Raw genomic sequence first — 22,607 nt, 5'->3', positions numbered from 1 at the left:
GGACGGTTAGACCAGCGGTGGGCATGCGTCAGGCCGGAGATATGCTTCCGTTTCTGACCGAAAAAAACTGGGCCCGGCCTTCTAGTGCTGCAAAAGGCGCGTGGTCCGTGCCGGTGATCAGAACGGGCGCGCGCAGTTTCTCAAGACTGTCGAGAAGGGCATGGCGGCGGGTTTCGTCCAGATGGACCAGAGGTTCATCCAGAAGGATGGCCGGAGCATGGCCCCGTTCCTGCGTCATCAGCCGCGCATGGGACAGAACTGTGCCGGTCAGCATGACTTTCTGCTGACCGCTGCTGGAGAGTTCTGCAGGACGTCCCGTAACGGTGTCCGAAAGGGTGAAATCGGCCCTGTGCGCCCCGATGGACGTGGTGGCGCGTTGCCGGTCTTCGGTGCGGGACTGCTGAAGACTGCCTCTGATCCAGTCCTCGACGTCCAGTGCGGGCTGACAGGCCAGACGGGTGGAAATGGCGCAGTCCAGATGGAGGGTGCTGGAAGAAAATCCAGCATTTTCAAACGGATGAACGTTCATGCTCTCAACGAGTGCGAGGCGCGCAGCAGACGCCGCAACTGCATGACGGGCGATGGAATCTTCAATGGATGTAAGCCACGCCGTCTCGGTCGGGCGGTCGGCCAGAACCCTGTTGCGGCTGACAACCGAGCGATCATGGGCGGCAATCTGGCGACCATGATCGGGAGAAAGGGCCATGACCAGCCGATCCAGAAAGCGCCGCCGACCGCTGGACCCTTCCTGAAAAAGCCGATCCATCTGCGGGGTCAGCCAGACGCAGGAAAACCTCTGGCCGATCGCGGCCTGAGAGCGGATGTTCTCCCCATCGAGGCGGAATGTACGACGCTGTTTTTCGTTTAACTCACTTCCTGTTCCGATCCGGAATTCATCCAGACCGGACTGGAGCGTCGCCGCAACGCCCCACCGCTCGGCGCCAGTGCGACACAGTGCGGGAAGTGGCGCGCCTCTTAATCCACGCCCTGGAGCCAGCAGCGAAACGGCTTCCAGCAGATTGGTCTTTCCGGACCCGTTTTCTCCCGTCAGGACCAGAATGGAAGCATCCGGGGTCCAGACGGCATGGGTGTAATTCCGGAAATCCGTCAGCGCGAGCCGGGTCAGTTTCAATCGCGGCTCGTGTTCAGACCCGCATGGGCATCAGGACATACAGCGCCGAAGGCGATGCCGTGTCACGAACGATGGTGGGCGCAGAGCTGTCGGAAAATGCGAATTCCACTTCCACGTCGATCTGGTCGGTAATGTCAGTGAGGTAACGCGCCTGAAAGCCGATCTCGATCGGAGCGGCATCGTAGGAGACGGCGTTTTCGTCCAGCTCCTCATGAGCCACGCCCTGATCGGGGCTGGTGGCGGAGAGGTTCAGCATATTCTGCGTGACAGACAGCTTGACCGGGCGCGAGCGTTCCTGGCTGATGGCCGCAACGCGGCCGACAGCCGCTGCGAAATCACGCTTGCCGACACGTAGGATGCGATCATTGCCCTTGGGGATGACGCGCTCATATTCCGGGAAGGTTCCGTCAATCAGCTTGGAGGTCAGAAGGACGGGGCCAGCCTGGAACTGGATCCGTGTGTCAGACAGGGAGACTTCCAGATCAGCCGCCCCTTCGTCCAGAAGCTTGCGCAGTTCGTTGACGGTCTTGCGGGGAATGATGACGCCGGGCATGCCGCGTGCACCTTCGGGCAGGTCCGTTTCAACGCGTGCCAGACGGTGACCGTCCGTGGCGACGGCTCGCAGCATCGGAGTGGCCCCGTTTTCTGCAACATGCAGATAGATGCCGTTCAGGTAGTAGCGCGTTTCTTCGTTTGAAATGGCGAATTTGGTGCGGTCGATCAGACCGCGAAGCGTTGCTGCAGGCAGCGAGAAACGGTGCGGCAGATCTCCGGCGACCATGGCCGGGAAATCATCGACCGGCAGAACGTTTAGGCTGGTGGCATAACGGCCCGCACGCAGGGCCAGCGGTGCTTCGCTGTCCTGATGATCGAACTCAAGTGCGACACCATCCGGCAGTTTGCGGACAATTTCGAAAAGTACCGCGGCAGGCACGGTGGTGGAGCCAGAGCGCTCGCCCGTGGCGGGAACGTCTTCCACGACGGCAATTTCCATATCCGTGGCCGTGAGGCGCAGAACATCGTTCTCAAAGCTCATCAGAACGTTGGCCAGAATGGGAATGGTATTCCGCTTTTCCGCAACGCCATGAATATGCGCCAGAGCCCGTTGCAGCAGGGTACGGTCAACCTTGAATTTCATTCCGGGCCTCAGGAAGATCTTGAATTAATTGAGAGAACCTAGCAGACCCCCGCCCCTCGGGAAAGAGAGGGATCGGGGGCTGGCAGAGGTCAGCCTTCGAGCATCCGGCGCAGCAGTTCCACGTCCTCGGCAAAGGACGCGTCCTGATCCATCAACTCGGTCACGCGGTTGACGGCATGCATGACCGTCGTGTGGTCGCGGTTGCCGAATTTACGTCCGATTTCTGGAAGCGAGCGGCTCGTCAACTGTTTGGCCAGATACATGGCGACCTGACGCGGGCGAGCGACGGCGCGCGCGCGTCGGGCAGAGGACATGTCCGTCAGGCGGATATTCCAGTGCTCGGAAACCTTGCGCTGGATTTCCTCAATCGTGACGCGGCGATCGTGGGCCTTCAGCATGTCCTTGAGAACATCCTGCGTCGTATCGAGCGTAACCGGGCGACCCACGAGATCGGCATGCGCGATCAGGCGATTGAGCGCCCCTTCAAGTTCACGAACATTGGTCGTGATCTTGTGCGCGAGATATTCCAGAACCTTGGATGGAACATGCGTCCCCGAAGCCTTGGCCTTGGCTTCCAGAATGGAAATACGCAGCTCGAAGGTCGTAGCATGGATATCCGCGACCATTCCGCAGCCCAGGCGGGTCCGCAGGCGGTCTTCAAGACCCGAAAGGTCGGACGGGCTCTTGTCGGCACTGACGATGATCTGACGGCCTGCATCCACGAGAGCATTGAACGTGTGGAAGAATTCTTCCTGCGTGTTGTCCTTGCCGATCAGGAACTGAAGATCGTCAATCATCAGCACGTCAACGGAACGGAGCTGTTCCTTGAACTCCATTGTGGACTGCGAGCGGATGGCCGCGATGAAGCGGTACATGAATTTTTCCGCAGACATATAGGCCACGGAGACTTTGCCTGTCCGGGTCAGCTCCGTTCCGATGGCATGCATCAGATGCGTTTTACCCAGTCCGACACCGCCATACAGGAAAAGCGGGTTGAAACCGGGGCTTGAAGGCTTCTCGGCCACGCGGCGTGCGCAGGCATAGGCAAATTCGTTCGGCTTGCCGACGATGAAGGTGTCGAACGTGAAGCGCGGATCAAGCGGTACAGCCAGATCGCTGCGGCTCTCGGACACAACGCTTTGCGGCGTACTGTCGCTGGAGGGGCCGGTTGCGTCCTCTGTATCTTCAGCATCGTCCGCGGGGACCTCGGGCAGCCCCCGCTTGACCTGGAGCTCCACGCCCTTGATGTCTTCGCGTTCAGTACGCCAGAGCGTCTGAAGGCGCTCCTCATACTGGCTGCGAACCCAGTCGCGCAGGAATCGCGTGGGCAGATAGAGTGTCAGTTCATCTTCGTCGAGTGGCCCCAGAACGATCTGCCGGAGCCATGTCCGGTATTCGACCTCGCCAACCTCACTCTTCAGTTTCTCACGAACGCGGACCCAGGCGGTCTCAAGCGGTGTCGTCGAACCGGGGGCGGAGGCGCTGGCGTCCAGATACTGAGCGTTTTCCACCATTGTACCCCCTTTCATGTCCAGTCCCGCAGCAGGCGGGCATCAGTTGTGGTTCCCTGCGCGCAGGGCGGTTGTGCTCTCGACAGAAAATCCGCAGCAGAAACGCAGGAGAATTTCCGGAGAGCCGGGCATCCGATACTTTTTTGTCGAACGCTCAGGATAGGCGCCCGCTCTGCCCGAAGCAAGCTGGAACACGAAGGGTTCAGCGGGATGTCATGAGGGTGTTCCCCATAAGCAACCCAAAGTCAGACGCTTGGGGAAAGTTCTGGGATGCGGTCAAAAAAGAACGCGCTCCCGGATGGGAGCGCGTTCTTCAGTTCCAACCCGAAGGTGAAGCTCAGGCGGTTGCCAGAGCCTTCACGCGGGCGGACAGACGGGACAGCTTGCGGCTGATCGTGTTCTTTGCGATCACGCCCTTGCCTGCTGCGCGCTGCATTTCCGGCTGTGCAACCTTGAAGGCTTCCGCAGCAGCGGATTTGTCGCCGGACTGGATGGCGAGTTCGACCTTCTTGATGAACGTACGCATTCGGGACATGCGGGCAACGTTGCGCTCACGGCGACGTTCATTCTGACGGATGCGCTTGCGGGCAGAAGCTGTGTTTGCCATGGATCTTTCGGTTCACTTTGCGTTTTGGTCGCGTAAATGGTTGGCGCCCTCTACTCCCCCGGACGGGTCCCGTCAAGCGTTTTGCACATTTTACACAGGATGGGGGCATCTTTCCGCGCCTGGTTATTTCTGACAGGTCGGGCAGAAGAACGTCGAACGACCCGCCTGTGTGATGCGCCGGATCGGGCTGGCTTCTCCACAATTGGGGCATGGAGCCCCTTCCCGCCCATAGACGAGGTGCAGGTCCTGAAACCCGCCTTTGGTGCCGTCAGCCTGCACGTAGTCGCGCAGGGACGACCCTCCGGAGGCGATGGCCTGTTCCAGAATTTGCGGGATGGCCTCTGAAAGCGCTGCGGTCTCCGGATCGGTCAGGGTACAGGCCTGCCGTTCAGGATGGATGCCGCAGCGGAACAGCGCCTCACACACATAGATGTTGCCAAGCCCGGCAATCAGTTTCTGGTCCAGCAGGGCGGATTTCACTGGTGTACGCCTGTTCCGGAACAGTGCCGTCAGTGCTTGTCCCGTCATCGTGGGAGAAAGAGGCTCCATGCCCAGATGCGCGAGAAGGCGGTGATCGTCCTCGCCGGATGTCCGCACAAGATCGACCATTCCGAAGCGGCGGGGATCGACAAGCCCTGCCCGCGCACCGCTGTCCGTCTCCAGAACCAGATGTTCGTGGGCTGGCGGAGTCGCATTCGTCCATGCCCTGCCGATCGTGAGCCGGCCCGACATGCCCAGGTGCAGCAGCATGCTCCATCCGCTCTCAAGACGCATGAGAATATACTTCGCGCGCCTGCGGAACGAGAGAACGCGCCGGCCTTCCAGCTTCTCCCGCAGATCTGCGGGAAACGGCCATCGAAGGTCCGGGCGGTTGACAGAAATATGGCTAATTCGATGCCCTTCAAAGGCATCACGAAACCCGCGCATGACGGTTTCGACTTCTGGAAGCTCTGGCATGGCTGGCCTCAACGATATATCGGTTGCCTCATGACCGATAGCGCAGAACACAACGCCTCGCCCTTCCAGTCCTCCGCCCAGGCCGAGGACACCATTGATTTCGGCTACCGCAATGTCCCGCGTGGCCAGAAAAAGACGATGGTCCGGGAGGTGTTCGAGAGCGTCGCCGGGAAATACGACATCATGAATGACGTGATGTCGCTGGGAATCCACCGCGTCTGGAAGCGCATTTTTGTGGGCATGCTCAATCCGCGCCCCAACATGAAGCTGCTGGATCTGGCAGGCGGTACGGGCGACATCACGTTTGGCTGGCTGCGTGCCGGGGGTGGCCCGGCTATCCTGTCCGACATTAATGCTGCCATGCTGTCCGTGGGCCGTGACCGCGCCATCAAGGCCGGGTTGATCGGCAAGATCGAGGTCTGTGTCGTAGACGCGGAAGCCATCCCCCTCCCCGACTGCTCCGTTGATCGCGTGACGATTGCCTTTGGCCTGCGCAACTGCACGGACAAGTCGGCTGTCCTGCGCGAGGCACGTCGCGTTCTCAAGCCGGGCGGACGCTTTTTCTGCCTCGAATTCTCGCAAGTCGAGATCGCGGCTCTCGCACCGATTTATGACCTGTGGTCCTTCCAGGTTCTGCCCAAGATGGGACAGATCATCGCCAAGGATTCCGAGAGCTACCAGTATCTCGCCGAGAGCATCCGCATGTTCCCCGATCAGGAAACGCTGGCCCAGATGATGCGCGATGCCGGTTTGGAGCAGGTCCAGTACCGCAATCTGTCCGGTGGTATTGCCGCTATCCATTCCGGCTGGCGTCTGTAAAACCATGCGCCGCGTCTTGCTGATCGTCTCGGGAGGGATCGCGGCGTTCCGGGCGCTCGAACTCGTGCGCCTGCTGCGGGCGGATGGCATTGCCGTCACGCCCGTGATGACCGAAGCTGCCAAGGCCTTCGTCACGCCGCTCAGTCTCGAGACACTGGCAGGCGAGCGTGTGCATGACGCGCTGTTCGAACCCACGCAGGAAAGCGAAATCGGCCATATTGCCCTGGCCCGGAGTGCTGATCTGGCGGTGGTCTGCCCCGCCACAGCCAACATCATGGCCCGCATGGCCCATGGGCTCGCGGATGATCTGCCGACTACATTGCTTCTCGCGACTACCTCCCCCATTCTGCTGGCCCCGGCCATGAATGTGCGGATGTGGGAGCATCCCGCCACACAGGCCAATCTGAAACTGCTTGAGGCGCGGGGTGTCTCCGTCATTGGTCCCGATGTGGGCAGCATGGCCTGTGGTGAAGTCGGCGCCGGACGTCTGAGCGAACCTCCGGTGATCCGCGACGCCATTCTGCGTCACCTGAAGCCTGACCGCTCTCTGGCGGGGCGTCACGTTCTGGTGACGGCGGGCCCGACGGTGGAGCCGCTCGATCCCGTGCGTTTTCTGTCGAACCATTCTTCGGGCCGTCAGGGTTATGCCATCGCGGCGGCTCTGGCGAAGCGTGGCGCGGATGTCACGCTGGTTAGCGGACCGGTCTCGATTCCTGTCCCAGAGGGCGTGCGCCGCATCCCGGTCCAGACGGCGCGGGACATGCTGGCCGCCTGTGAAGCCGCTCTGCCGGCTGATGCCGCGATCTGCACGGCGGCCGTCAGCGACTGGCGTGCAAAAGACGTCGCTCCTGGCAAGATCAAGAAAACCGGCGATGGGCCGCCCACGCTCGAACTGGTGGAAAACCCGGACATTCTGGCAACGCTCTGCCACGCATCTCAACGCCCGCGCCTTGTCGTAGGGTTTGCGGCCGAAACGGATGATGTGCTGCACAACGCGCAGGCCAAGCGTCTGCGCAAGGGATGTGACTGGCTGGTGGCCAATGATGTCCGCCATGGGGTATTCGGTGCCATGCGCAATACCGTCAGCCTGATTGACGATCATGGCCTTCAGAACTGGCCGGAAATGGATAAGACGGACGTTGCGGAACAGCTCGTTCAGCGTATTGCAGCGTTCTTTGTCAATCCGCCTTCATAGGGCGCGCAATCCGGGGTAAGACAGAGGCCATGACGACAGACCTGATTGATGTGCGCATCACGCGCCTGCCTCATTCCGAGGGGCTTCCCCTCCCTGCCTACGCCACAGCCGGTGCCGCGGGTTTCGACTTCCTGGCCGCAGTGGATGCGCCCATGACGATCGCTCCGGGCGAGCGCGTTCTCGTTCCAACGGGCCTGTGTATCGCTCTGCCCGCGGCTTATGAGCTTCAGGTCCGTCCGCGCTCAGGCCTGGCGCTCAAGCACGGCATCACCCTGCCCAATTCGCCCGGCACTATCGACGAAGACTATCGTGGCGAGCTTCGCATCATCGTCATGAACGCGGGGACCGAACCCTTTACGATTGAGCGTGGCACCCGGATCGCGCAGGGCGTTCTGGCCCCGGTTTCGCGCCTGCGCTGGTCGGAAGTCGAGACGCTGGACGAGACGGTTCGTGGCCACAGCGGTTTTGGCAGCACCGGTCACTGATTCCTCAACGACCTCAGAATTTTTCCTGGCATGCAGAAAACACTTGAGACTTCCAGAGGTCTCTTTTTAACCTCTGGTTTCCATCAGGAACGGGGACAGCACTCACCATGACGGGCAGCCCGATGGCCATGCCCTTGCGGATCATGCATCGCTGGCGCCAGCGCATGAGTGGCGTTGAACTCTCGATCCTGTTCTGTGTAACCGCAGTCGCGCTTCTTGTCGTCCGGCATTCTCCGGCCGTGCCTGTCGTGACGGGAGCGTTACCGGGTGTCTCTGTGGGACTCTGGGTCATCGCAGCCCTGACCCTGCTGCATGTTGCGCTGTCGCTCATGACCGTCGTGGCGGCGTCCCTGCTCGTGGCAGGAGGCGCATGCCAGTGGCCGCGTTTCAGGGCCTTCCTGATCCCGGCCCTCTCGGTTGCTCGCGCTGTCCCCGGCCTTGGCCTGATCGGGATCTGTGCGGCTGTTTTTCCTGCTTCTGTGACCATCGTTCTGGTTGCGGCCTCCAGCATGATCTGGCGGATCGTAACAGCAGTTCTGGATGCGGAAGATACCCTTTCGCCTGCGCTTGACGAAGTGGCGACTGGCCTGCGGATGACGGGATGGCAGCGTTTCTGGCGCTTGCAGATTCCCGTCGCAGTGCCGCTGACAACCTTCAGGGCCATGCAGGCCATGCCGGCGTTCTGGGTGCGCCTGCTGGCTGCGGAAGGTCTGATGATGCTGATGAGCCATCAGACGAACGAAGGATGTGGCGCAGCGGTCCTGCACGCCATGCTGGATCACCATCCGCTCAGGATCGTTGAAATATCGCTTGTCATTCTTCTGCTAATCCTCCTCGTCGATCAGGGCGTCATGCGCCCGGTTCTGGGCTGGGCGCAGCGCTATCGACCGGAAGGCCCGATTGAGGAGCGCCCGCGTCCCCAGTCATGGCTTCTGACGATCTGGCGACGGACAAAGCCGATGCTCTGGCTCAGCGGAATGGTGGGGGAAGCTCTCACCTGGATCGGAAACTGGCGCATCGGCCGCCCTCGGAGCATTCTTCCCGAACAGGACAGCGGCGCTTCCCCGGAACTCCCCAGAGCGCTCCTGCCCGGCATTTCGCTGCTTCTGCTCATTTATGCGGTCTACCATGCCGGTCTTCTGCGGCTTGTTCCGTCGGATCTGGCCCAGAGCATCCTGACCCTGTCGCATGTGTGTGAAACGCTGGTTCTGTGTCTTCTGGTCTGGGTGCCGCTGGGCCTGCTGATCAGCGAACGCAAACCCGCCTTACGGAATCTGTGCCGGAGTGCCGTGGCGGCCTGCGCTCTTTTCCCCGCCGTGCTTCTCTATCCCCTGTGCCGGGAACTGGGGCTCAACTCCGCAGTCGTGCTCCTTTTTCTGGGCGCGCATTGGCTGGTCGGGATCGTCGTGCTGGATGCGGCAAAGGCCATCCCCTCAGGTCTGCGACAAGTCGCCACCGGCCTGAGGCTGCGCGGCTTTCTGCTGTGGCGCAGGCTGCTTCTGCCCGCCATCGCCCCAGAACTTTGCGGCGGTCTGCTGACCGCGGTCGTTCCGGTCTGGAATGCCGTAATGGTGGCGGAGGCTTTCGTGCCATCCGACAGCGGGCTCGGTGCTACGCTGCTTTCCGAAGTGCTCGGCGGTGCCGTGGGCGCGCAGATCCTTGCGCTGATGCTGCTGACGCTTTTGTCCATGCTGCTGGATCGTCTGGTCCTGCAACCCCTCGCCGTGAACGCGGCCCAGAAATATACCATCTGAACCTCAGGCTGAAATCCGCAGATCCATGAAATCCCTCCTGTCCCTTCGCGAATGTCGCCAGACCTATCTCAAGGAGAGCAGCACGGATCTGATCGTCCTTGATCACATCAGCTTTGATGTGAGAACGGGAGAAATCCTTGGCCTTCTTGGGCGCTCGGGTTCCGGAAAATCCTCCCTGCTGCGGATCATGGCCGGGCTGACGCCGCCGGTGTCGGGAGAGGTGCTCTGGCAGGGCGCGCCAGTGACAGGCCCGCTGGATGGCGTGGCGACCGTCTTTCAGTCCGGCGCACTGTTCCCCTGGCTGACACTGAGACAGAACGTGGCTCTGGGTCTGGAAATGCGCCGTCTGCCCCGTGCCGAGCGCGAGTCCATGACGGACGCCGCCATTGCGGTCATGGGGCTTGAGGGCTACGAAAACGCCTATCCAAAGGAACTCTCAGACGCCCTCAGTCAGCGTGTCTCCTTTGCCCGTGCGCTGGCCCTTCAGCCCTCGCTGCTGCTGCTGGACGAGCCGTTTTCTGCGCTGGACATGCTGAGTGCGGAAAACCTGCGGACCGACCTGATCGAACTGTGGGACGAAAAGCGCCTGCCGCTCAAGGCCATGCTTCTGGCCACGCACGGGATTGAGGAGGCAGTTCTGATGTGTGACCGGATCCTCATTTTCTCGTCCAGCCCCGGGCGCGTGACACATGAAATCGCGGTGCCCTTTCCCCATCCGCGCAATCGCGAGGACGAGGATTTCCGCCGTTTCGTGGACCAGATCTATACGCTCATGACACGCCGTGCCCCGATCGTGTCCGAAGCCGACCCCGTCCAGCAGGCCTCTGCCTCTGGCATGACCCTCCCGCCATTTTCCATCGTGCTCCCCGATCTTGCGGTCGAGGTTCTGGTCGGGTTGATGGAAGTTCTGCAAAGTGAACCGCTGTCAGGCCGTGCGGATCTGCCCGAACTGGCGCAGCGCCTTCAGATGACGCTCGATGACCTGTTGCCGCTCGGAGAATCGCTCCAGCTTCTGGATCTGGCGGAACTGGAAGACGGCGATATCTTGCTCACGCCCGATGGCCAGGCGTTCGTCGAAGGCGATTCCGACACCCGCAAGGACCTGATGCGGACGGCATTGCTGCATCACCTGCCCCTGCTCCGCTCCATCCGTGGCACGCTGGACGAGCGTTCGAGCCATGTCGTTGATGCCGCACGCTTCCGTAAGGCGATGGAAGAGAGTATGTCGCCCGATTACGCACGCCAGACCCTCACCACAGCGATCGGCTGGGCCCGTTACGCCGAACTCTTCGACTATGACGAAGAGTCCGACCGCTTCCATCTGGAGAACGAGGAGTAAGCTCCACCCTCAGGCGCAGCAGACGCGCTTGTCCGCAATTGCCTGCGTGAAGGCTTTCCAGTCCTTTTCGCTCTGATCGGCGTAGTGAACCGCGAAATCGGCAATGGCGCGGGCAAAGGAATGACCCTTCCCCAGATAGCCGGCCAGCAGCGGAAGATCAGCGGAACGACCATGCGACCGCCCAAGCGTGCGTCCACACAACGCCGCGTATTCAGGCAGAAGACCGTTTTCGATTTTCTCGCCGATCATGGCCAGCCGCACGTCTTTGGTCTGGCGGACATAAAAATCCCGCCCGCCACCCGCCTTGCGGCCGGTCTGGGCCGTCGTGCGCTTGCCGCTGGTATGGGTCCAGCCCAGAAACGTGTCCGAACTGGCCTGCATGATGCGTTGCCCCGTCACGACGCGTTCGCCATGATTGGTCATGTCCACGGCACCCTGAAAAGGTTCGAGCACAGATGTCTGGGCTTCCTTGATCTGAAGGATCAGCGGCTCGTGATCGGCTGTCGTGAACAGCCCGAGCGCACAGAACGTCCCGACGCTGCCAATCCCTACGACCTTGAACAGGACATCCTGCAGCGCATAGCGTTCCAGCACGATCCTGCGCTCGGGCGGCATGTCGCTGACATAGCGGGCGAAGGCCCCACGGACGATATCGTTATGTTGCGGCAGGCGCGTGACGAAAGGCGGATGTTCTTTCAGGCGCACCGAAGATTTGGGGTCGATCATTCCGAAATGACCGGAAATTGCCCCCAGTTCGGACTGGATTTTCTCCATCATGCCCGTGCGCGTCGTGTCGTCCTTGATGCCGTCTATGACCGCACGCAGATCAATCCGCACGTTCCAGGCCTGAAGCGGCGGCAGTTCCGACAGACGGGCAATTTCCTCGACATAATGTCGGACCGCGGAAACCGCCAGACGACGACAGTGCTTTTCAGGCAGAGACGCTTCGCGTCCGGCCAGCACAAGGCTGGTTGCCAGACGTTTTAGATCCCATTCGAATGTCGCGGGTGCCGTTTCGTCGAAATCATTGATATCGAAAACCGGCAGCCCTTCCGGAGACGGATAGCACCCGAAATTATCCAGATGGCAGTCCCCACAGGATTGGACGCGTATCCCGGTCGCAGGCGTAAAAGACAGGTCCGAGGCCATGACCGCCGCCGCCCCGCGCAGGAATGCAAAGGGCGAGGCTTTCATGCGCTGATGGCGGATGGGAAGCAGGTCCGCAATCCGGCTCTTCCCCTGCTCCAGCAGAATTCCAATCGGATCAGGCCGTTTGGCTGGAGCCGTCCAGAGAGCGTGACTGCTACGCTTGACGGTTTGGCGCAGTGCGACGCCCGCTGCGTAACGGGCCTGACGGGTGCGGAGCGTGGGAAAGACGGGTGCTTTTGTCATGGTTTGTCACGTTATCCGAAAAACGCTCTCTGACAAAGCACCCTACGCTCTTCAGTCAGGCTGTTTGAGACGATCCCGATAGAGCTTGCGCGCCTTGGCAACCTTGGGAGCCACAACGGCTGCACAATAGGCCGTTTGCGGGTTGCGGGCGAAATAATCGTGATGCTTTTCTTCGGCTGGCCAGAAATGGGCCACGCCTTCAATGGACGTGACGATCGGCTCCGGCCAGAGGCCTTCCGCCGTAATTTCTTCCAGAACCTTGCTGGCTGTCTCCTGCTGATCGTCATCTCCGAAAATGACGGATCTGTACTGCGTCCCGATATCGTTGCCCTGGCGGTTGAGCTGTGTGGGGTCGTGCGTCGTGAAAAATACGCGCAGTACGTCCTCCAGCCCGATCTCGGCCGGATCGAACACGACTTTCACAACTTCGGCATGGCCCGTCCGACCTGTGCAGACGGCTTCGTAGCTGGGGTGATCGACGCTGCCGCCAGCGTAACCCGGCTCAGCCGAGACAATGCCGCGCAGACCTGTAAAGACAGCCTCGACACACCAGAAGCAGCCTGCGCCAAGGAGAATGGAGGACAGGTTGGAAGACGGGGTCGTCATGATGATGCTCCATTAAAAGGACAGCCTCCCCATATGGGGAGGCTGAACCTGTCTGACGAGTTTCAGGCTGGATTTTATGGGGCTGCCGTGACGATCGGGAGCCACACGGCGCTGGCATGGTCGCCACCCCGGTGGATGGTCTGCGTGGCCGAATGGTAATCCGGTGCCTTGGCGTCGAAGATATTCGGCACGAAGGTCTGCGGATTGCGGTCATAGAGCGGAAACCAGCTCGACTGGATCTGGATCATGATCCGGTGTCCCTTGAGGAACACATGGTTCATGGCCGGAAGCGTGAAGTGGTATTCCTGCACCTGCCCCGCCGGAATAGCGGACGGATGGGCAAAATTCTGCCGGTAGCGGCCCCGGAAAATATCCATGGACATCGGCAGTTCATAGCCGCCCATTTTGGGATTGTCCGGCGTGTGTCCCGGCTGGACGTCGATGATCTTCACAACCCAGTCCGCATCCGTCCCGGTGGTCGTGGCGAACAGATCCGCAGTCGGTACGCCAGACACCCGAACCGGCGCATCGAGAACGGGGGTCTCGTAGGTCAGGACATCTGGACGGCTTTCGGCGAAACGCTGATCCGACACCAGCCAGGGCTTCCAGCGCGGATCTCCGTCCATCATGTAAGGACGCTCGACAAACGGCACCGGATGCGCCGGATCAGCCACATAGCTGTCCGTTCCGGGCAAGGTCCGCTTGAACGCGAGGCCGTGATCAGGCTGGAGGTACAGGCGCTCGCCCTTCTGCATGCACGACGTGCCGCAGTCGCTCAGCCAGTTGCGGAAGTGATCCCAGTGGTTCTCGCCGGTATTGTAAATGATGGCTTCGTCCAGATGCGGATCCGGCGCGTTCTTCAGATAGTGGTCAAAGAACGGGCGCATGACATTGGCGCGATACCACAGCGCCGTGTCGCCATTGAAATGCAGCGGACCAAGCGTGGAACCATCATAGTTCACGCCGCTATGGCGCCACGGCCCCATGACGAGAATGTTCGGAACCTGCGTATGGTGCGCCTTGAGGTTCATCCAGGAATGGATTGCCCCCCACATGTCTTCCTGGTCCCACAGCCCCTGTTCCCAGATGGTCGGAACCTTGAGCGGCTTTTTTACGATCAGCTGATCCAGCGCCTGATCCTGCCAGAAGGCGTCGTAGGCCGGATGCGCTTTCGTACGGCGCCACCAGGGGAACTGGTCCAGCCCGGCTTTCGTCGCGAAATTGCCGGTGGAAACATCCGCAAGGAACGTCGTGTAGTCGTCCTCATCAGGACGGTCGAGAGAGACGCCGGAACCCGCCGCAGCCATCTGTCCGGCAAAATAGTCCAGACTGGGCTGGCGGAATGCGCCGTAATGGAACCAGTCATCGCCCATCCAGCCATCAACCATCGGGCTTTCCGGAGACGCGACCTTCAGGGCCGGATGGGGATCCAGCAGCGCCATGACGACCGTCCAGCCCTCATAGGACGATCCAGTCATGCCGACGCGGCCATTTCCCTGCGGTACGTTCTTGACCAGCCAGTCGACCGTATCCCAGGCGTCGGTTGTATCATCCGTCTTCGTCGGGTTCAGCGGACCGATCGGGGGCCGCGTCATCACGTAATCCCCCTGTGAGCCGTATTTGCCGCGGATGTCCTGAAAAACGCGGATATAGCCCCCGTCCACGAACACGTCGTCTCCCTGCGGCAGGAGCGCACGCATGGTTTTCGCATCGGCATCGCGGCTGGCGCGCTTGCTGGCATTGTAGGGCGTGCGCGTCAGCAGCATCGGCGCGTTTTTGGCATCTTTGGGAATGACGATGACGGTATGGAGCTTGATACCGTCGCGCATCGGAATCATGACGTCGCGCTTGATGTAGTCGCGCTCGACCGGTGGCATGCTGACATGGGCAGGGATGTCGCTGCCGGTCTGGATCATGTCGGGCGTGACCGGCAGGCTGGAAGTGGGTTCGGCGGCGTGCGCTGCATACAGGCAGGTTACGGCCAGAGCTGTGCCGAGGCTCAGAAAATGACGTCTCACGAAGGGCTCCTGATCTTTATCCAGAGTTTGGACCGGAGGGCGACATCGGGGCAAGAGGAGCAGGCTCCGGTTTTCATATCTTTCCTGCACTGGCTTCTGCGCGTCTGATTCGCTATGGATCAGGGCCTTCTTCCGTCATGAAAGTCTGTTCCATGCCTGCCTATCGCTCCCGCACCACCACTCACGGCCGCAACATGGCTGGCGCCCGTGCGCTCTGGCGGGCGACGGGTATGAAGGATGGCGATTTCGGCAAACCCATTATCGCCATTGCCAATTCCTTCACGCAGTTCGTCCCGGGCCATGTCCATCTGAAGGACATGGGTAGTCTGGTGGCGTCCGCGATCGAGGAAGTCGGCGGAATTGCCAAGGAATTCAACACGATTGCAGTCGATGACGGCATCGCGATGGGCCATGGCGGCATGCTGTATTCCCTGCCATCGCGGGAGCTGATCGCGGATTCCGTGGAATATATGGTCAATGCGCACTGCGCTGACGCCATCGTCTGCATCAGCAACTGCGACAAGATCACGCCCGGCATGCTGATGGCGTCCATGCGCCTGAACATCCCCGTCGTGTTCGTCTCCGGCGGCCCGATGGAGGCCGGCAAAATCAACGGCCCCGGTGTGACGCGCAAGCTGGACCTGATTGACTCCATGGTCGCGGCCGCCAATCCTGACGTGTCCGACAGCGAGTCCGAACAGATCGAACGCTCCGCCTGCCCGACCTGCGGTTCGTGCTCGGGTATGTTCACGGCCAATTCCATGAACTGCCTGACCGAAGCGCTGGGACTGTCCCTGCCCGGCAACGGTTCGCTGCTGGCCACACACAGCGACCGCCGCGAACTGTTCCTGAACGCTGGTCGTCTGGTCGTGGAACTCGCACGCCGCTGGTACGAACAGGACGACGCCTCCGCCCTGCCCCGCAGCATAGCAACCCGCGCGGCCTTCGAGAACGCCATGACGCTCGACATCGCCATGGGTGGCTCGACCAACACGGTCCTGCATCTTCTGGCCGCCGCCCGCGAAGGTGACGTCGATTTCCACATGCACGACATTGACCGCCTCTCGCGTGGCGTCCCCAATCTGTGCAAAGTGGCCCCGGCCAAGAATGATGTGCACATGGAAGACGTCCATCGCGCAGGCGGCATCCCGGCCATTCTGGGTGAACTGAACCGCGCAGGCCTGATTCACACGGATGTTCCCACTGTTCACGCGCCCACACTCGGCGATGCACTGAAGAAATGGGACATCCTGAGCGGGGATGAGGAAGCCGCCCATATGTTCAAGGCCGCGCCAGGCAACGTCCGCACGGTCCACGCTTTCTCGCAGTCCAGCCGCTATCATGAACTGGATCAGGACCGTGAAGCCGGAGTGCTGCGCGACAAGGCCCATGCCTTCTCGCAGGATGGCGGACTGGCCGTGCTGTACGGCAACCTCGCCGAAGATGGCGCCATCGTCAAAACGGCCGGTGTCGAAGCCAGCATCCTGACCTTTACGGGAACGGCACGCGTGTTTGAAAGCCAGGATGACGCCGTAGCCGCGATCCTTGGCAACCGTATTGTGGCCGGAGACGTCGTGGTCATCCGCTACGAAGGCCCCAAGGGTGGCCCCGGCATGCAGGAAATGCTGTATCCGACGAGCTATCTGAAATCGAAGGGTCTGGGCAAGGTTTGCGCCCTCATCACGGATGGCCGCTTCTCAGGCGGAAGCTCGGGTCTTTCCATCGGTCACATGTCTCCCGAAGCTGCCGAAGGCGGCCTGATCGGACTGGTCGAGGACGGCGATCGTATTGAGATCGACATCCCCAGGCGCGGCCTGCATCTCGCCGTTTCGGATGCCGACATCGCCGATCGGCGGGAGCGGATGAATGCGCGTGGCGTAGATGCGTGGAAGCCCAACCGGGAGCGCGTGGTCTCGAAAGCCCTTCAGGCCTATGCCGCCATGACCACGAGTGCCGCCCATGGCGCCGTCCGCGACCTGTCACAGATCATCGTGAAGACGCGGACCTGATTGCACTCTCGACGGCGTCCTGCAATTCGGCGGACGCCAGCATTTTGGCGGAAGCATGTCCCGTTGCCGGAACAAGGGTAATCGTCCAGCCAAACGGAACATTGAGCTTGTCGGCCTGCTCCCGGGCCTGCGCATAGGCCCACTGTCCCCGCTCAAGACGGTTGCGCCCCTGTTCCGTCGCGGCGGCCAGATGTTCCGTCGCCGAAGAGGTTTCCGTATCTTCCGCGCCCAGAATGACGGCAATATTGCTTGAAAGATAGCGCCGGAGGTCCGGCAGGCTGGCCGCTTCGGGCCAGTTGCGGAAGCCGTAAGGAACGGCCGTATTCGTCTCGGGTTCGACATAGGTGGAGGGGTTCATGATGATCGTCATGACCTCTTCTCCCGGAGCATAAGCTGCAACCCGTTCCAGATACTGGGCTCCTGCAGAATGCCCTACCAGAATGATCGGCACGTGGGGCTCGTCGGAAACGTTGCGGGCCCACTGTTCCAGCGGCCTCATATACAGGGCGGCAGGAACCATGCTCTGTGCCGAGGCTGGAAACCCCCCGCGCTGATACTGCTGGACGGGAAAACGGGATATGGAAAAATAAGGCGCAAACACCAGACTGCATTCATGTCTGGCCAGCGGAATGGCGTCGTCACGATATGTCGCGCTGTTCCGCTCTTTTCCTGCCAGAACGATCAGGATGGCCCGGATCTGGCAGGACGCAGGCCGAAAGACCGAAACATCGAGATGCTCGCCCGCTATGACGGCATTCTCAAGGCTTCGGCCTTCCGGCAGTGCCCGGGCTGCGGCCGTTCCTGCCATGACAGCAAGAATGACCGCGCCAAGGCAGGCAGAGGTTTTTAAGTCAGGCAAGACGCCCCAGAGCCGCCTTGAGACGGGCCAGATCGCTCTGAAAGGATGCCAGACGCCCCCGGTTCTCTTCCACCACTTCCGGCTTGGCGCGGGCAACGAAATCCGCGTTATCCAGCTTGCGCGTCACTTTAAGGATCTCACCTTCGATCCGCGCAGCTTCCTTGGCAAGACGGGCCCGCTCCGCATCAAGATCAATCAGTCCTTCAAGCGGGATGAAAACGGTCGCCTCATCAAGCACGATCTGTGCGGCGTTACGGGGCGCATCGTCACCCACCACGCCAACCTCGGACACACGTGCCATCCGTCCAATGGCCTCAGCCCAGGTCTGGGCGCGAGCCAGATTTTCCGCAGTCGCATCGCGCAGCAGAAGCGGCGCTTTCTGCGAAGGCGGAATGTTCATTTCCGAGCGCACGGTCCGGACATCACTGATCAGGCGAATGACCCAGTCCAGCTCTGAACGGGCCGCGTCTGCCTGATCAACATTCATCCGTTCCGGCCAGCGGCTGTTTTCAAAAGCCCCCGCATAGCCCAGTTCTTTCCACAGCGTGGCCGTCACAAACGGAATAACCGGCTGCATAAGCCGCAGGATCAGCCCCAGGACATGCGCGCTGACAGCCCGCAATTCGAGGGTTTCCTCGTTCTCAGCCGCAAAGACGGGCTTCGAGAACTCCACGAACCAGTCACAGAACCGGCTCCAGACGAAACGGTAGCAGCAGTTGGCATATTCATCGAAACGATACGCCGAAAGAGCGCGTCCAGCTTCCGCCACCGCGTCATTTGCTTCCGTCAGGATCCAGCGCCCAAGCGCAGTTTTGACGCTTGCCGGATCAAAGCCTTCTGTTGGCTTCGCCCCGTTCATTTCAAGGAAACGCGCCGCATTCCAGAGTTTTGTAATGAACGCGCGATGTTCTTCGACGCGCTTGCGCCCGAGCTTGATATCCCGCCCCGGCCCCGTTCCTGCACAGATCGCAAGACGCGTGGCATCTGCCCCGAACTCGGCAACAAGGTCCAGCGGGTCCAGGCCATTGCCCTTGGACTTGGACATTTTCTGCCCTTTTTCGTCCCGGACCAGCCCATGAATCAGGACAGTCCGGAACGGAACATCATCCATGAAGTGCAGCCCCATCATCATCATCCGGGCGACCCAGAAGAAAATGATGTCAAAGCCCGTGATGAGCACACTGGTCGGATAATAGCGGGCGAGTTCTTCCGTCTTGTCCGGCCAGCCGAGCGTGGTGAATGGCCAGAGCGCGGAACTGAACCAGGTGTCCAGAACGTCTTCATCCTGTGAGAGCGTTATGCCTTCACCGGCCTGAGCCTGAGCCTCCTGCTCGTTTTCGGCAACATAGACCTTGCCGTCCGTCCCGTACCAGGCCGGAATGCGATGTCCCCACCAGAGCTGACGGCTGATGCACCAAGGCTGGATATCACGCATCCAGGCATGGAACGTATTTTCCCACTGGCGAGGTTCAAACGTGATTTTCCCGCTCTCAACCGCTTCAACCGCAGGGCCGGAGAGCGTTTTGGCATCGCAGTACCACTGGAGCGTCAGTCGTGGCTCAACGATGGCCCCGCCGCGTTCTGCATGCGGCACCTGAAGCTTGTGCGGCTCGATCTTTTCCAGCCATTCCAGACGTTCAAGCTCTGCGACGACCTGCCTGCGGCCTTCTTCACGGCTCAGGCCGTTCAGGGTTTCGACGAATGCGACCGAAGCCAGCCCCTCAATATCCCGCAGCTCAGGACGTATTTCTTCGATCCACAGACAGGCGGTTTCATCGAGAACCGTGGGAGCCGGCAGATCGTGACGCTTGCCGACTTCAAAATCGTTGAAATCGTGGGCAGGCGTGATTTTGACGGCGCCTGTGCCTTTTTCCGGATCGGAATGGAGATCCGCGACAACAGGGATGCGTCGTCCTGTCAGCGGTAGGGTTACGCTCTTGCCGATCATGTCGGCGTAGCGTTCGTCCTCGGGATGGACAGCGACCGCGACGTCGCCGAGCATTGTTTCCGGACGTGTCGTGGCAACGGTGATGGTCCGGCCATCATCCAGCGGATAGCGGATGTACCACATGGACCCCTTGGTCTCGTGGTTTTCCACTTCCAGATCCGATATGGCTGAGCGGAATTTCGGATCCCAGTTGACCAGACGGCGGTCCCGATAAATCAGCCCTTCCTTGTAAAGGGTGACAAAAACCTTGCGGACCGCGCGGGACAGTCCATCGTCCATCGTGAAACGTTCACGTTCCCAGTCCGCTGACGCGCCGAGTTTGCGAAGCTGCTGGACGATGGTGCCACCGTACTCATGCTTCCACTCCCAGACGCGTTCGAGAAAGCCTTCGCGTCCCAGAGCGGTTCTGCTGGTACCTTCCTTGTCCAGGGCACGTTCGACAACCATCTGCGTCGCAATGCCGGCATGGTCCGTTCCGGGTTGCCAGAGAACGTTGAACCCTTCCTGCCGTTTCCAGCGGATCAGCATGTCCTGAAGGACGAAGTTCAGCGAATGTCCGAGGTGAAGCGTTCCCGTGACATTCGGTGGGGGAAACATGATCGAAAAAGGCTCACCGGGTTTGTCGGGGTGAGCCCGGAAAGCGCCGCTTTTCTCCCACGCATCGTAGAGGGCGTTTTCATGGTCGGCGGGGACGAAGCTTTTTTCGAGCATGGTTATCCAAGACAGTCAGTACAGCAGGTGGAAGAATTCTCTTCCACCTCCCTTCTTACTCTCGTGGACGCAGACGAGCAATTTCTGCACGGACAAGAATTTCAACCAGTGACGGCAGATGGGCGTCCAGCCATGTCCGGACCATGCTGCGGACTTCGCTGCGAACCATGTCTTCGATCGTCAGGCCGCTTCCACGGCTGATGACGGTATCGGATGCCAGGGGCGTCGTGCCGCTGAATGCCGCATGCAACTCATCGAGAGAGCGCTCCGCCGCTGCGACGGTCTGGGCGTTCATAAGATCATTCCGGCTCTGCTCGGTTTCTGCGGAAGGTGCAGTCGTCCCGTCTCCTGTTGAAGGAGCGGCTTCCGGAGTGGATATGGTTGCTGCGGAGGGTGCAGGCGAGGCGACCATCATGGAACTGTCAAGGGTCAGTTCTTCTGCCTGATGTGGCATGCTCTGTGTCTCCTCGGTTGTCGCAGCCGGGGCGGGATCGTCGTGAAGAATACGCCTGATGGAACTCAGGACGTCCGTCATGTCTTCGCCGTCGTGATGTTCATGCTGGTTCAAATCAGAAGTGGTCATGGATGTCGGATATTCCGTTTTGCTTGAAATTAGCGACCGGGCTGGTTGATCGCGTAGTCGCTCATGCCCCAGAGCTTGTTCTTGACGGCGTTGTAATAGGCTTTTTCATCATAAAGCGGGACGCCCAGCTTGAGGTCCACTGCTGTCAGTCGTCCGATCGAGGCTGCAACAGAGTATGAAGATGTCACGAGGTTCGAAAGGTGCTGAACGAGCGTTCTCTGGGACTGTAGCAGGGTCTGCTGCTGCTGAAGAACCGCGAGCGTAGTACTCGTTCCGAGGAGGGCCTGCCGTTCGACGCCATCCAGTGCAATCACGTTTGCGGAAATCGCCATACGATCGCTGGAAATGGACTGTTTGTAGGCCACCATCTGCTGCCAGCTGGATGCTGCCTTCTGCAGAGCTGTTCTACGCTGTACATCGACTTCCCGATGGGCAGCCTGAGCATCCTGACGGGCGCCCCGGATGGAAGCATATTCCGATCCGCCCTGATAAAGAGGAACGGAAAATTCGATTTCGCCGAATTTGTTATCCTGAAGGGAATCACCGTAAGCCTGATTGACAGAGCGCTGATAGTTCAGGCTTGCCGAAACCTTGGGCATGATCTGGGAGATCTGGACGGAAATGTTGTCTTTGCGCTGCGCTTCGGTGAAGAGTGCATTCACGACCTGAGGATTGTTCTGGACTGCGACGGCAACGGCTTCCTGTTCGCTGTGTACCGGCAGATTAAGCGGCTGGGGCGCTTCCAGATTGGGAGAAGCTGCGATCCCAACGACCTGAAGATACGTTGCCTGAGCACTCTGGAGCGTACCTTCGGCCTGCTGCCGTTCAGCCGTGGCGCTTGCAAGGGCGGCCTGCGCCTGTGCTACGTCGGTCCGGGTGATTTCACCAACGTGAAAACGTTCCTGGGTTGCCTCGACCTGCTGTTGCAGGACGTGCTCGTTGTTGATTGCGATCTGGAGTAGCTGTTCGTCTTCAATAAGGCCGACATAAGCGTTGACAACATCGGTGAAGACCTCCTGCTCCGTCTGGATCAGATGGGCACGTTCAGCCATGATCTGGTTTGTTGCGGCGTGAACGCTGGCGACGGTCTTCCCACCCTGATAGAGCGGCTGTGTAATGGTGACGCTTCCCATGTAACCAGGCGTCTGATAGCGCCGGGAACTTCCGAGATAGCCGCCGCTTGAAGCATAGTTCGTGCTTCCGTCGTAGTAAGTAAGATTCATGCTCGTCTGAACAGTCGGACGCCAGCCTGCAAGTGCGGTAGGCACCTGCTCGTCGGTTGCCCGCAAATGCGCGCGTTCTTCACGAAGTGTCGGATTGGTCAGATATGCTGTTGAGAGAGCTTCCTGCAGCGTATGTGGAATGAAATTTGGTGAGCCACTGCCATCATATTTCTGGGCAAGAGCAGTTCCGCTCAGGAGAAGCGACAGTAGACCGAGCCCGAGCGGGGCCGTCAGTTTCGTCGCGCCATTGCACCCTGAAGTCATGAGATTTCCTGCTCTTGAAGTCTGCATCATATCACAACGTTATGTGAATGAGTTCTT

At 60.3% G+C, this 22,607-nt stretch carries 18 protein-coding genes; 6 read left to right on the top strand and 12 right to left on the bottom strand.

The genetic code is table 11. The features are described from left to right. Window positions 1-28: 28 nt before the first annotated feature. The 5 genes from recF to mutM all read right to left on the bottom strand — a co-directional run bounded on the left by recF (window position 29) and on the right by mutM (window position 5,345). A complete protein-coding gene (gene recF, locus GAL01_RS09350) occupies window positions 29-1,132 on the bottom strand; it encodes a DNA replication/repair protein RecF (RefSeq protein WP_062031365.1) in 1,104 nt (367 codons plus the stop codon). 13 nt (window positions 1,133-1,145) lie between these two features. Then, window positions 1,146-2,270, bottom strand: coding sequence for a DNA polymerase III subunit beta (gene dnaN / locus GAL01_RS09345; RefSeq protein ID WP_062031361.1), 1,125 nt, complete (start codon window positions 2,268-2,270; stop codon window positions 1,146-1,148). Window positions 2,271-2,359: 89 nt separating this feature from the next. Further along, entirely contained in the window at window positions 2,360-3,799 is a 1,440-nt protein-coding gene (gene dnaA / locus GAL01_RS09340) for a chromosomal replication initiator protein DnaA (RefSeq protein WP_408735590.1), read from the bottom strand. Window positions 3,800-4,118: 319 nt separating this feature from the next. After that, window positions 4,119-4,388 (bottom strand): 30S ribosomal protein S20, encoded by a 270-nt coding sequence (gene rpsT, locus GAL01_RS09335; RefSeq protein ID WP_062031354.1) that lies wholly within the window; start codon window positions 4,386-4,388, stop codon window positions 4,119-4,121. A 123-nt stretch (window positions 4,389-4,511) separates the two neighbouring features. Beyond that, window positions 4,512-5,345, bottom strand: coding sequence for a bifunctional DNA-formamidopyrimidine glycosylase/DNA-(apurinic or apyrimidinic site) lyase (gene mutM / locus GAL01_RS09330; RefSeq protein ID WP_062031349.1), 834 nt, complete (start codon window positions 5,343-5,345; stop codon window positions 4,512-4,514). Window positions 5,346-5,375: 30 nt separating this feature from the next. Here mutM and GAL01_RS09325 point away from each other — a divergent pair, with 30 nt between their 5' ends. The 5 genes from GAL01_RS09325 to GAL01_RS09305 all read left to right on the top strand — a co-directional run bounded on the left by GAL01_RS09325 (window position 5,376) and on the right by GAL01_RS09305 (window position 10,937). Further along, on the top strand, window positions 5,376-6,164 hold the full coding sequence (locus tag GAL01_RS09325) for a class I SAM-dependent methyltransferase (protein WP_062031345.1): 789 nt from the start codon (window positions 5,376-5,378) through the stop codon (window positions 6,162-6,164). A gap of 4 nt (window positions 6,165-6,168) precedes the next feature. Beyond that, window positions 6,169-7,359, top strand: coding sequence for a bifunctional phosphopantothenoylcysteine decarboxylase/phosphopantothenate--cysteine ligase CoaBC (gene coaBC / locus GAL01_RS09320; RefSeq protein WP_062031341.1), 1,191 nt, complete (start codon window positions 6,169-6,171; stop codon window positions 7,357-7,359). Window positions 7,360-7,388: 29 nt separating this feature from the next. Next, window positions 7,389-7,844: a dUTP diphosphatase gene (gene dut / locus GAL01_RS09315; RefSeq protein ID WP_062031336.1), complete on the top strand. Its 456-nt coding sequence runs from the start codon at window positions 7,389-7,391 to the stop codon at window positions 7,842-7,844. 107 nt (window positions 7,845-7,951) lie between these two features. Then, entirely contained in the window at window positions 7,952-9,598 is a 1,647-nt protein-coding gene (locus GAL01_RS09310) for an ABC transporter permease subunit (RefSeq protein ID WP_062031332.1), read from the top strand. A gap of 25 nt (window positions 9,599-9,623) precedes the next feature. After that, window positions 9,624-10,937, top strand: a complete 1,314-nt coding sequence (locus GAL01_RS09305) for an ABC transporter ATP-binding protein (protein WP_062031329.1) — start codon at window positions 9,624-9,626, stop codon at window positions 10,935-10,937. A 9-nt stretch (window positions 10,938-10,946) separates the two neighbouring features. Here the strand turns inward: GAL01_RS09305 and GAL01_RS09300 are convergent, their stop codons facing one another. From GAL01_RS09300 to GAL01_RS09290, 3 genes are all read right to left on the bottom strand, one after another. Beyond that, on the bottom strand, window positions 10,947-12,329 hold the full coding sequence (locus tag GAL01_RS09300; protein ID WP_062031326.1) for a DUF2252 domain-containing protein: 1,383 nt from the start codon (window positions 12,327-12,329) through the stop codon (window positions 10,947-10,949). A 51-nt stretch (window positions 12,330-12,380) separates the two neighbouring features. Next, a complete protein-coding gene (msrA, locus tag GAL01_RS09295; RefSeq protein ID WP_062031323.1) occupies window positions 12,381-12,935 on the bottom strand; it encodes a peptide-methionine (S)-S-oxide reductase MsrA in 555 nt (184 codons plus the stop codon). 74 nt (window positions 12,936-13,009) lie between these two features. Continuing rightward, window positions 13,010-14,953 carry a CocE/NonD family hydrolase gene (locus tag GAL01_RS09290; protein WP_062031320.1) on the bottom strand — a complete coding sequence of 648 codons (1,944 nt, stop codon included), beginning with the start codon at window positions 14,951-14,953 and terminating at the stop codon, window positions 13,010-13,012. Window positions 14,954-15,105: 152 nt separating this feature from the next. Here GAL01_RS09290 and ilvD point away from each other — a divergent pair, with 152 nt between their 5' ends. Continuing rightward, window positions 15,106-16,962, top strand: coding sequence for a dihydroxy-acid dehydratase (gene ilvD / locus GAL01_RS09285; protein WP_062031316.1), 1,857 nt, complete (start codon window positions 15,106-15,108; stop codon window positions 16,960-16,962). Here the strand turns inward: ilvD and GAL01_RS09280 are convergent. Genes GAL01_RS09280 through GAL01_RS09265 form a run of 4 tightly spaced genes read right to left on the bottom strand, consistent with a single transcriptional unit; the run spans window position 16,940 to window position 22,550 of the window. Continuing rightward, window positions 16,940-17,821 carry a hypothetical protein gene (locus GAL01_RS09280; protein WP_077802926.1) on the bottom strand — a complete coding sequence of 294 codons (882 nt, stop codon included), beginning with the start codon at window positions 17,819-17,821 and terminating at the stop codon, window positions 16,940-16,942. The genes ilvD and GAL01_RS09280 overlap by 23 nt on opposite strands. Then, complete coding sequence (locus GAL01_RS09275; RefSeq protein ID WP_062031313.1) at window positions 17,814-20,480, bottom strand: valine--tRNA ligase; 2,667 nt, start codon at window positions 20,478-20,480, stop codon at window positions 17,814-17,816. The genes GAL01_RS09280 and GAL01_RS09275 overlap by 8 nt, the downstream gene beginning before the upstream one ends. A 55-nt stretch (window positions 20,481-20,535) precedes the next feature. Further along, window positions 20,536-21,063 (bottom strand): DUF2497 domain-containing protein, encoded by a 528-nt coding sequence (locus GAL01_RS09270; protein WP_062031310.1) that lies wholly within the window; start codon window positions 21,061-21,063, stop codon window positions 20,536-20,538. Window positions 21,064-21,092: 29 nt separating this feature from the next. Next, a complete protein-coding gene (locus tag GAL01_RS09265; protein ID WP_062031306.1) occupies window positions 21,093-22,550 on the bottom strand; it encodes a TolC family outer membrane protein in 1,458 nt (485 codons plus the stop codon). Window positions 22,551-22,607 lie beyond the last annotated feature (57 nt).

Origin of the sequence: Gluconobacter albidus, assembly GCF_002723915.1 — a bacterium.
Lineage (GTDB): Bacteria > Pseudomonadota > Alphaproteobacteria > Acetobacterales > Acetobacteraceae > Gluconobacter > Gluconobacter albidus.
The sequence above is the reverse complement of the archived record's forward strand: the minus strand, read 5'-3'. Positions and strand labels throughout refer to the sequence as shown.

Coding starts and splice junctions, on each gene's coding strand:
- dnaN (WP_062031361.1), bottom strand. CDS start 2,270: ATGAAATTCAAGGTTGACCGTACCCTGCTGCAACGGGCTCTGGCGCAT.
- dnaA (WP_408735590.1), bottom strand. CDS start 3,799: ATGAAAGGGGGTACAATGGTGGAAAACGCTCAGTATCTGGACGCCAGC.
- rpsT (WP_062031354.1), bottom strand. CDS start 4,388: ATGGCAAACACAGCTTCTGCCCGCAAGCGCATCCGTCAGAATGAACGT.
- mutM (WP_062031349.1), bottom strand. CDS start 5,345: ATGCCAGAGCTTCCAGAAGTCGAAACCGTCATGCGCGGGTTTCGTGAT.
- GAL01_RS09325 (WP_062031345.1), top strand. CDS start 5,376: ATGACCGATAGCGCAGAACACAACGCCTCGCCCTTCCAGTCCTCCGCC.
- coaBC (WP_062031341.1), top strand. CDS start 6,169: ATGCGCCGCGTCTTGCTGATCGTCTCGGGAGGGATCGCGGCGTTCCGG.
- dut (WP_062031336.1), top strand. CDS start 7,389: ATGACGACAGACCTGATTGATGTGCGCATCACGCGCCTGCCTCATTCC.
- GAL01_RS09310 (WP_062031332.1), top strand. CDS start 7,952: ATGACGGGCAGCCCGATGGCCATGCCCTTGCGGATCATGCATCGCTGG.
- GAL01_RS09305 (WP_062031329.1), top strand. CDS start 9,624: ATGAAATCCCTCCTGTCCCTTCGCGAATGTCGCCAGACCTATCTCAAG.
- GAL01_RS09300 (WP_062031326.1), bottom strand. CDS start 12,329: ATGACAAAAGCACCCGTCTTTCCCACGCTCCGCACCCGTCAGGCCCGT.
- msrA (WP_062031323.1), bottom strand. CDS start 12,935: ATGACGACCCCGTCTTCCAACCTGTCCTCCATTCTCCTTGGCGCAGGC.
- ilvD (WP_062031316.1), top strand. CDS start 15,106: ATGCCTGCCTATCGCTCCCGCACCACCACTCACGGCCGCAACATGGCT.
- GAL01_RS09275 (WP_062031313.1), bottom strand. CDS start 20,480: ATGCTCGAAAAAAGCTTCGTCCCCGCCGACCATGAAAACGCCCTCTAC.
- GAL01_RS09270 (WP_062031310.1), bottom strand. CDS start 21,063: ATGACCACTTCTGATTTGAACCAGCATGAACATCACGACGGCGAAGAC.
- GAL01_RS09265 (WP_062031306.1), bottom strand. CDS start 22,550: ATGACTTCAGGGTGCAATGGCGCGACGAAACTGACGGCCCCGCTCGGG.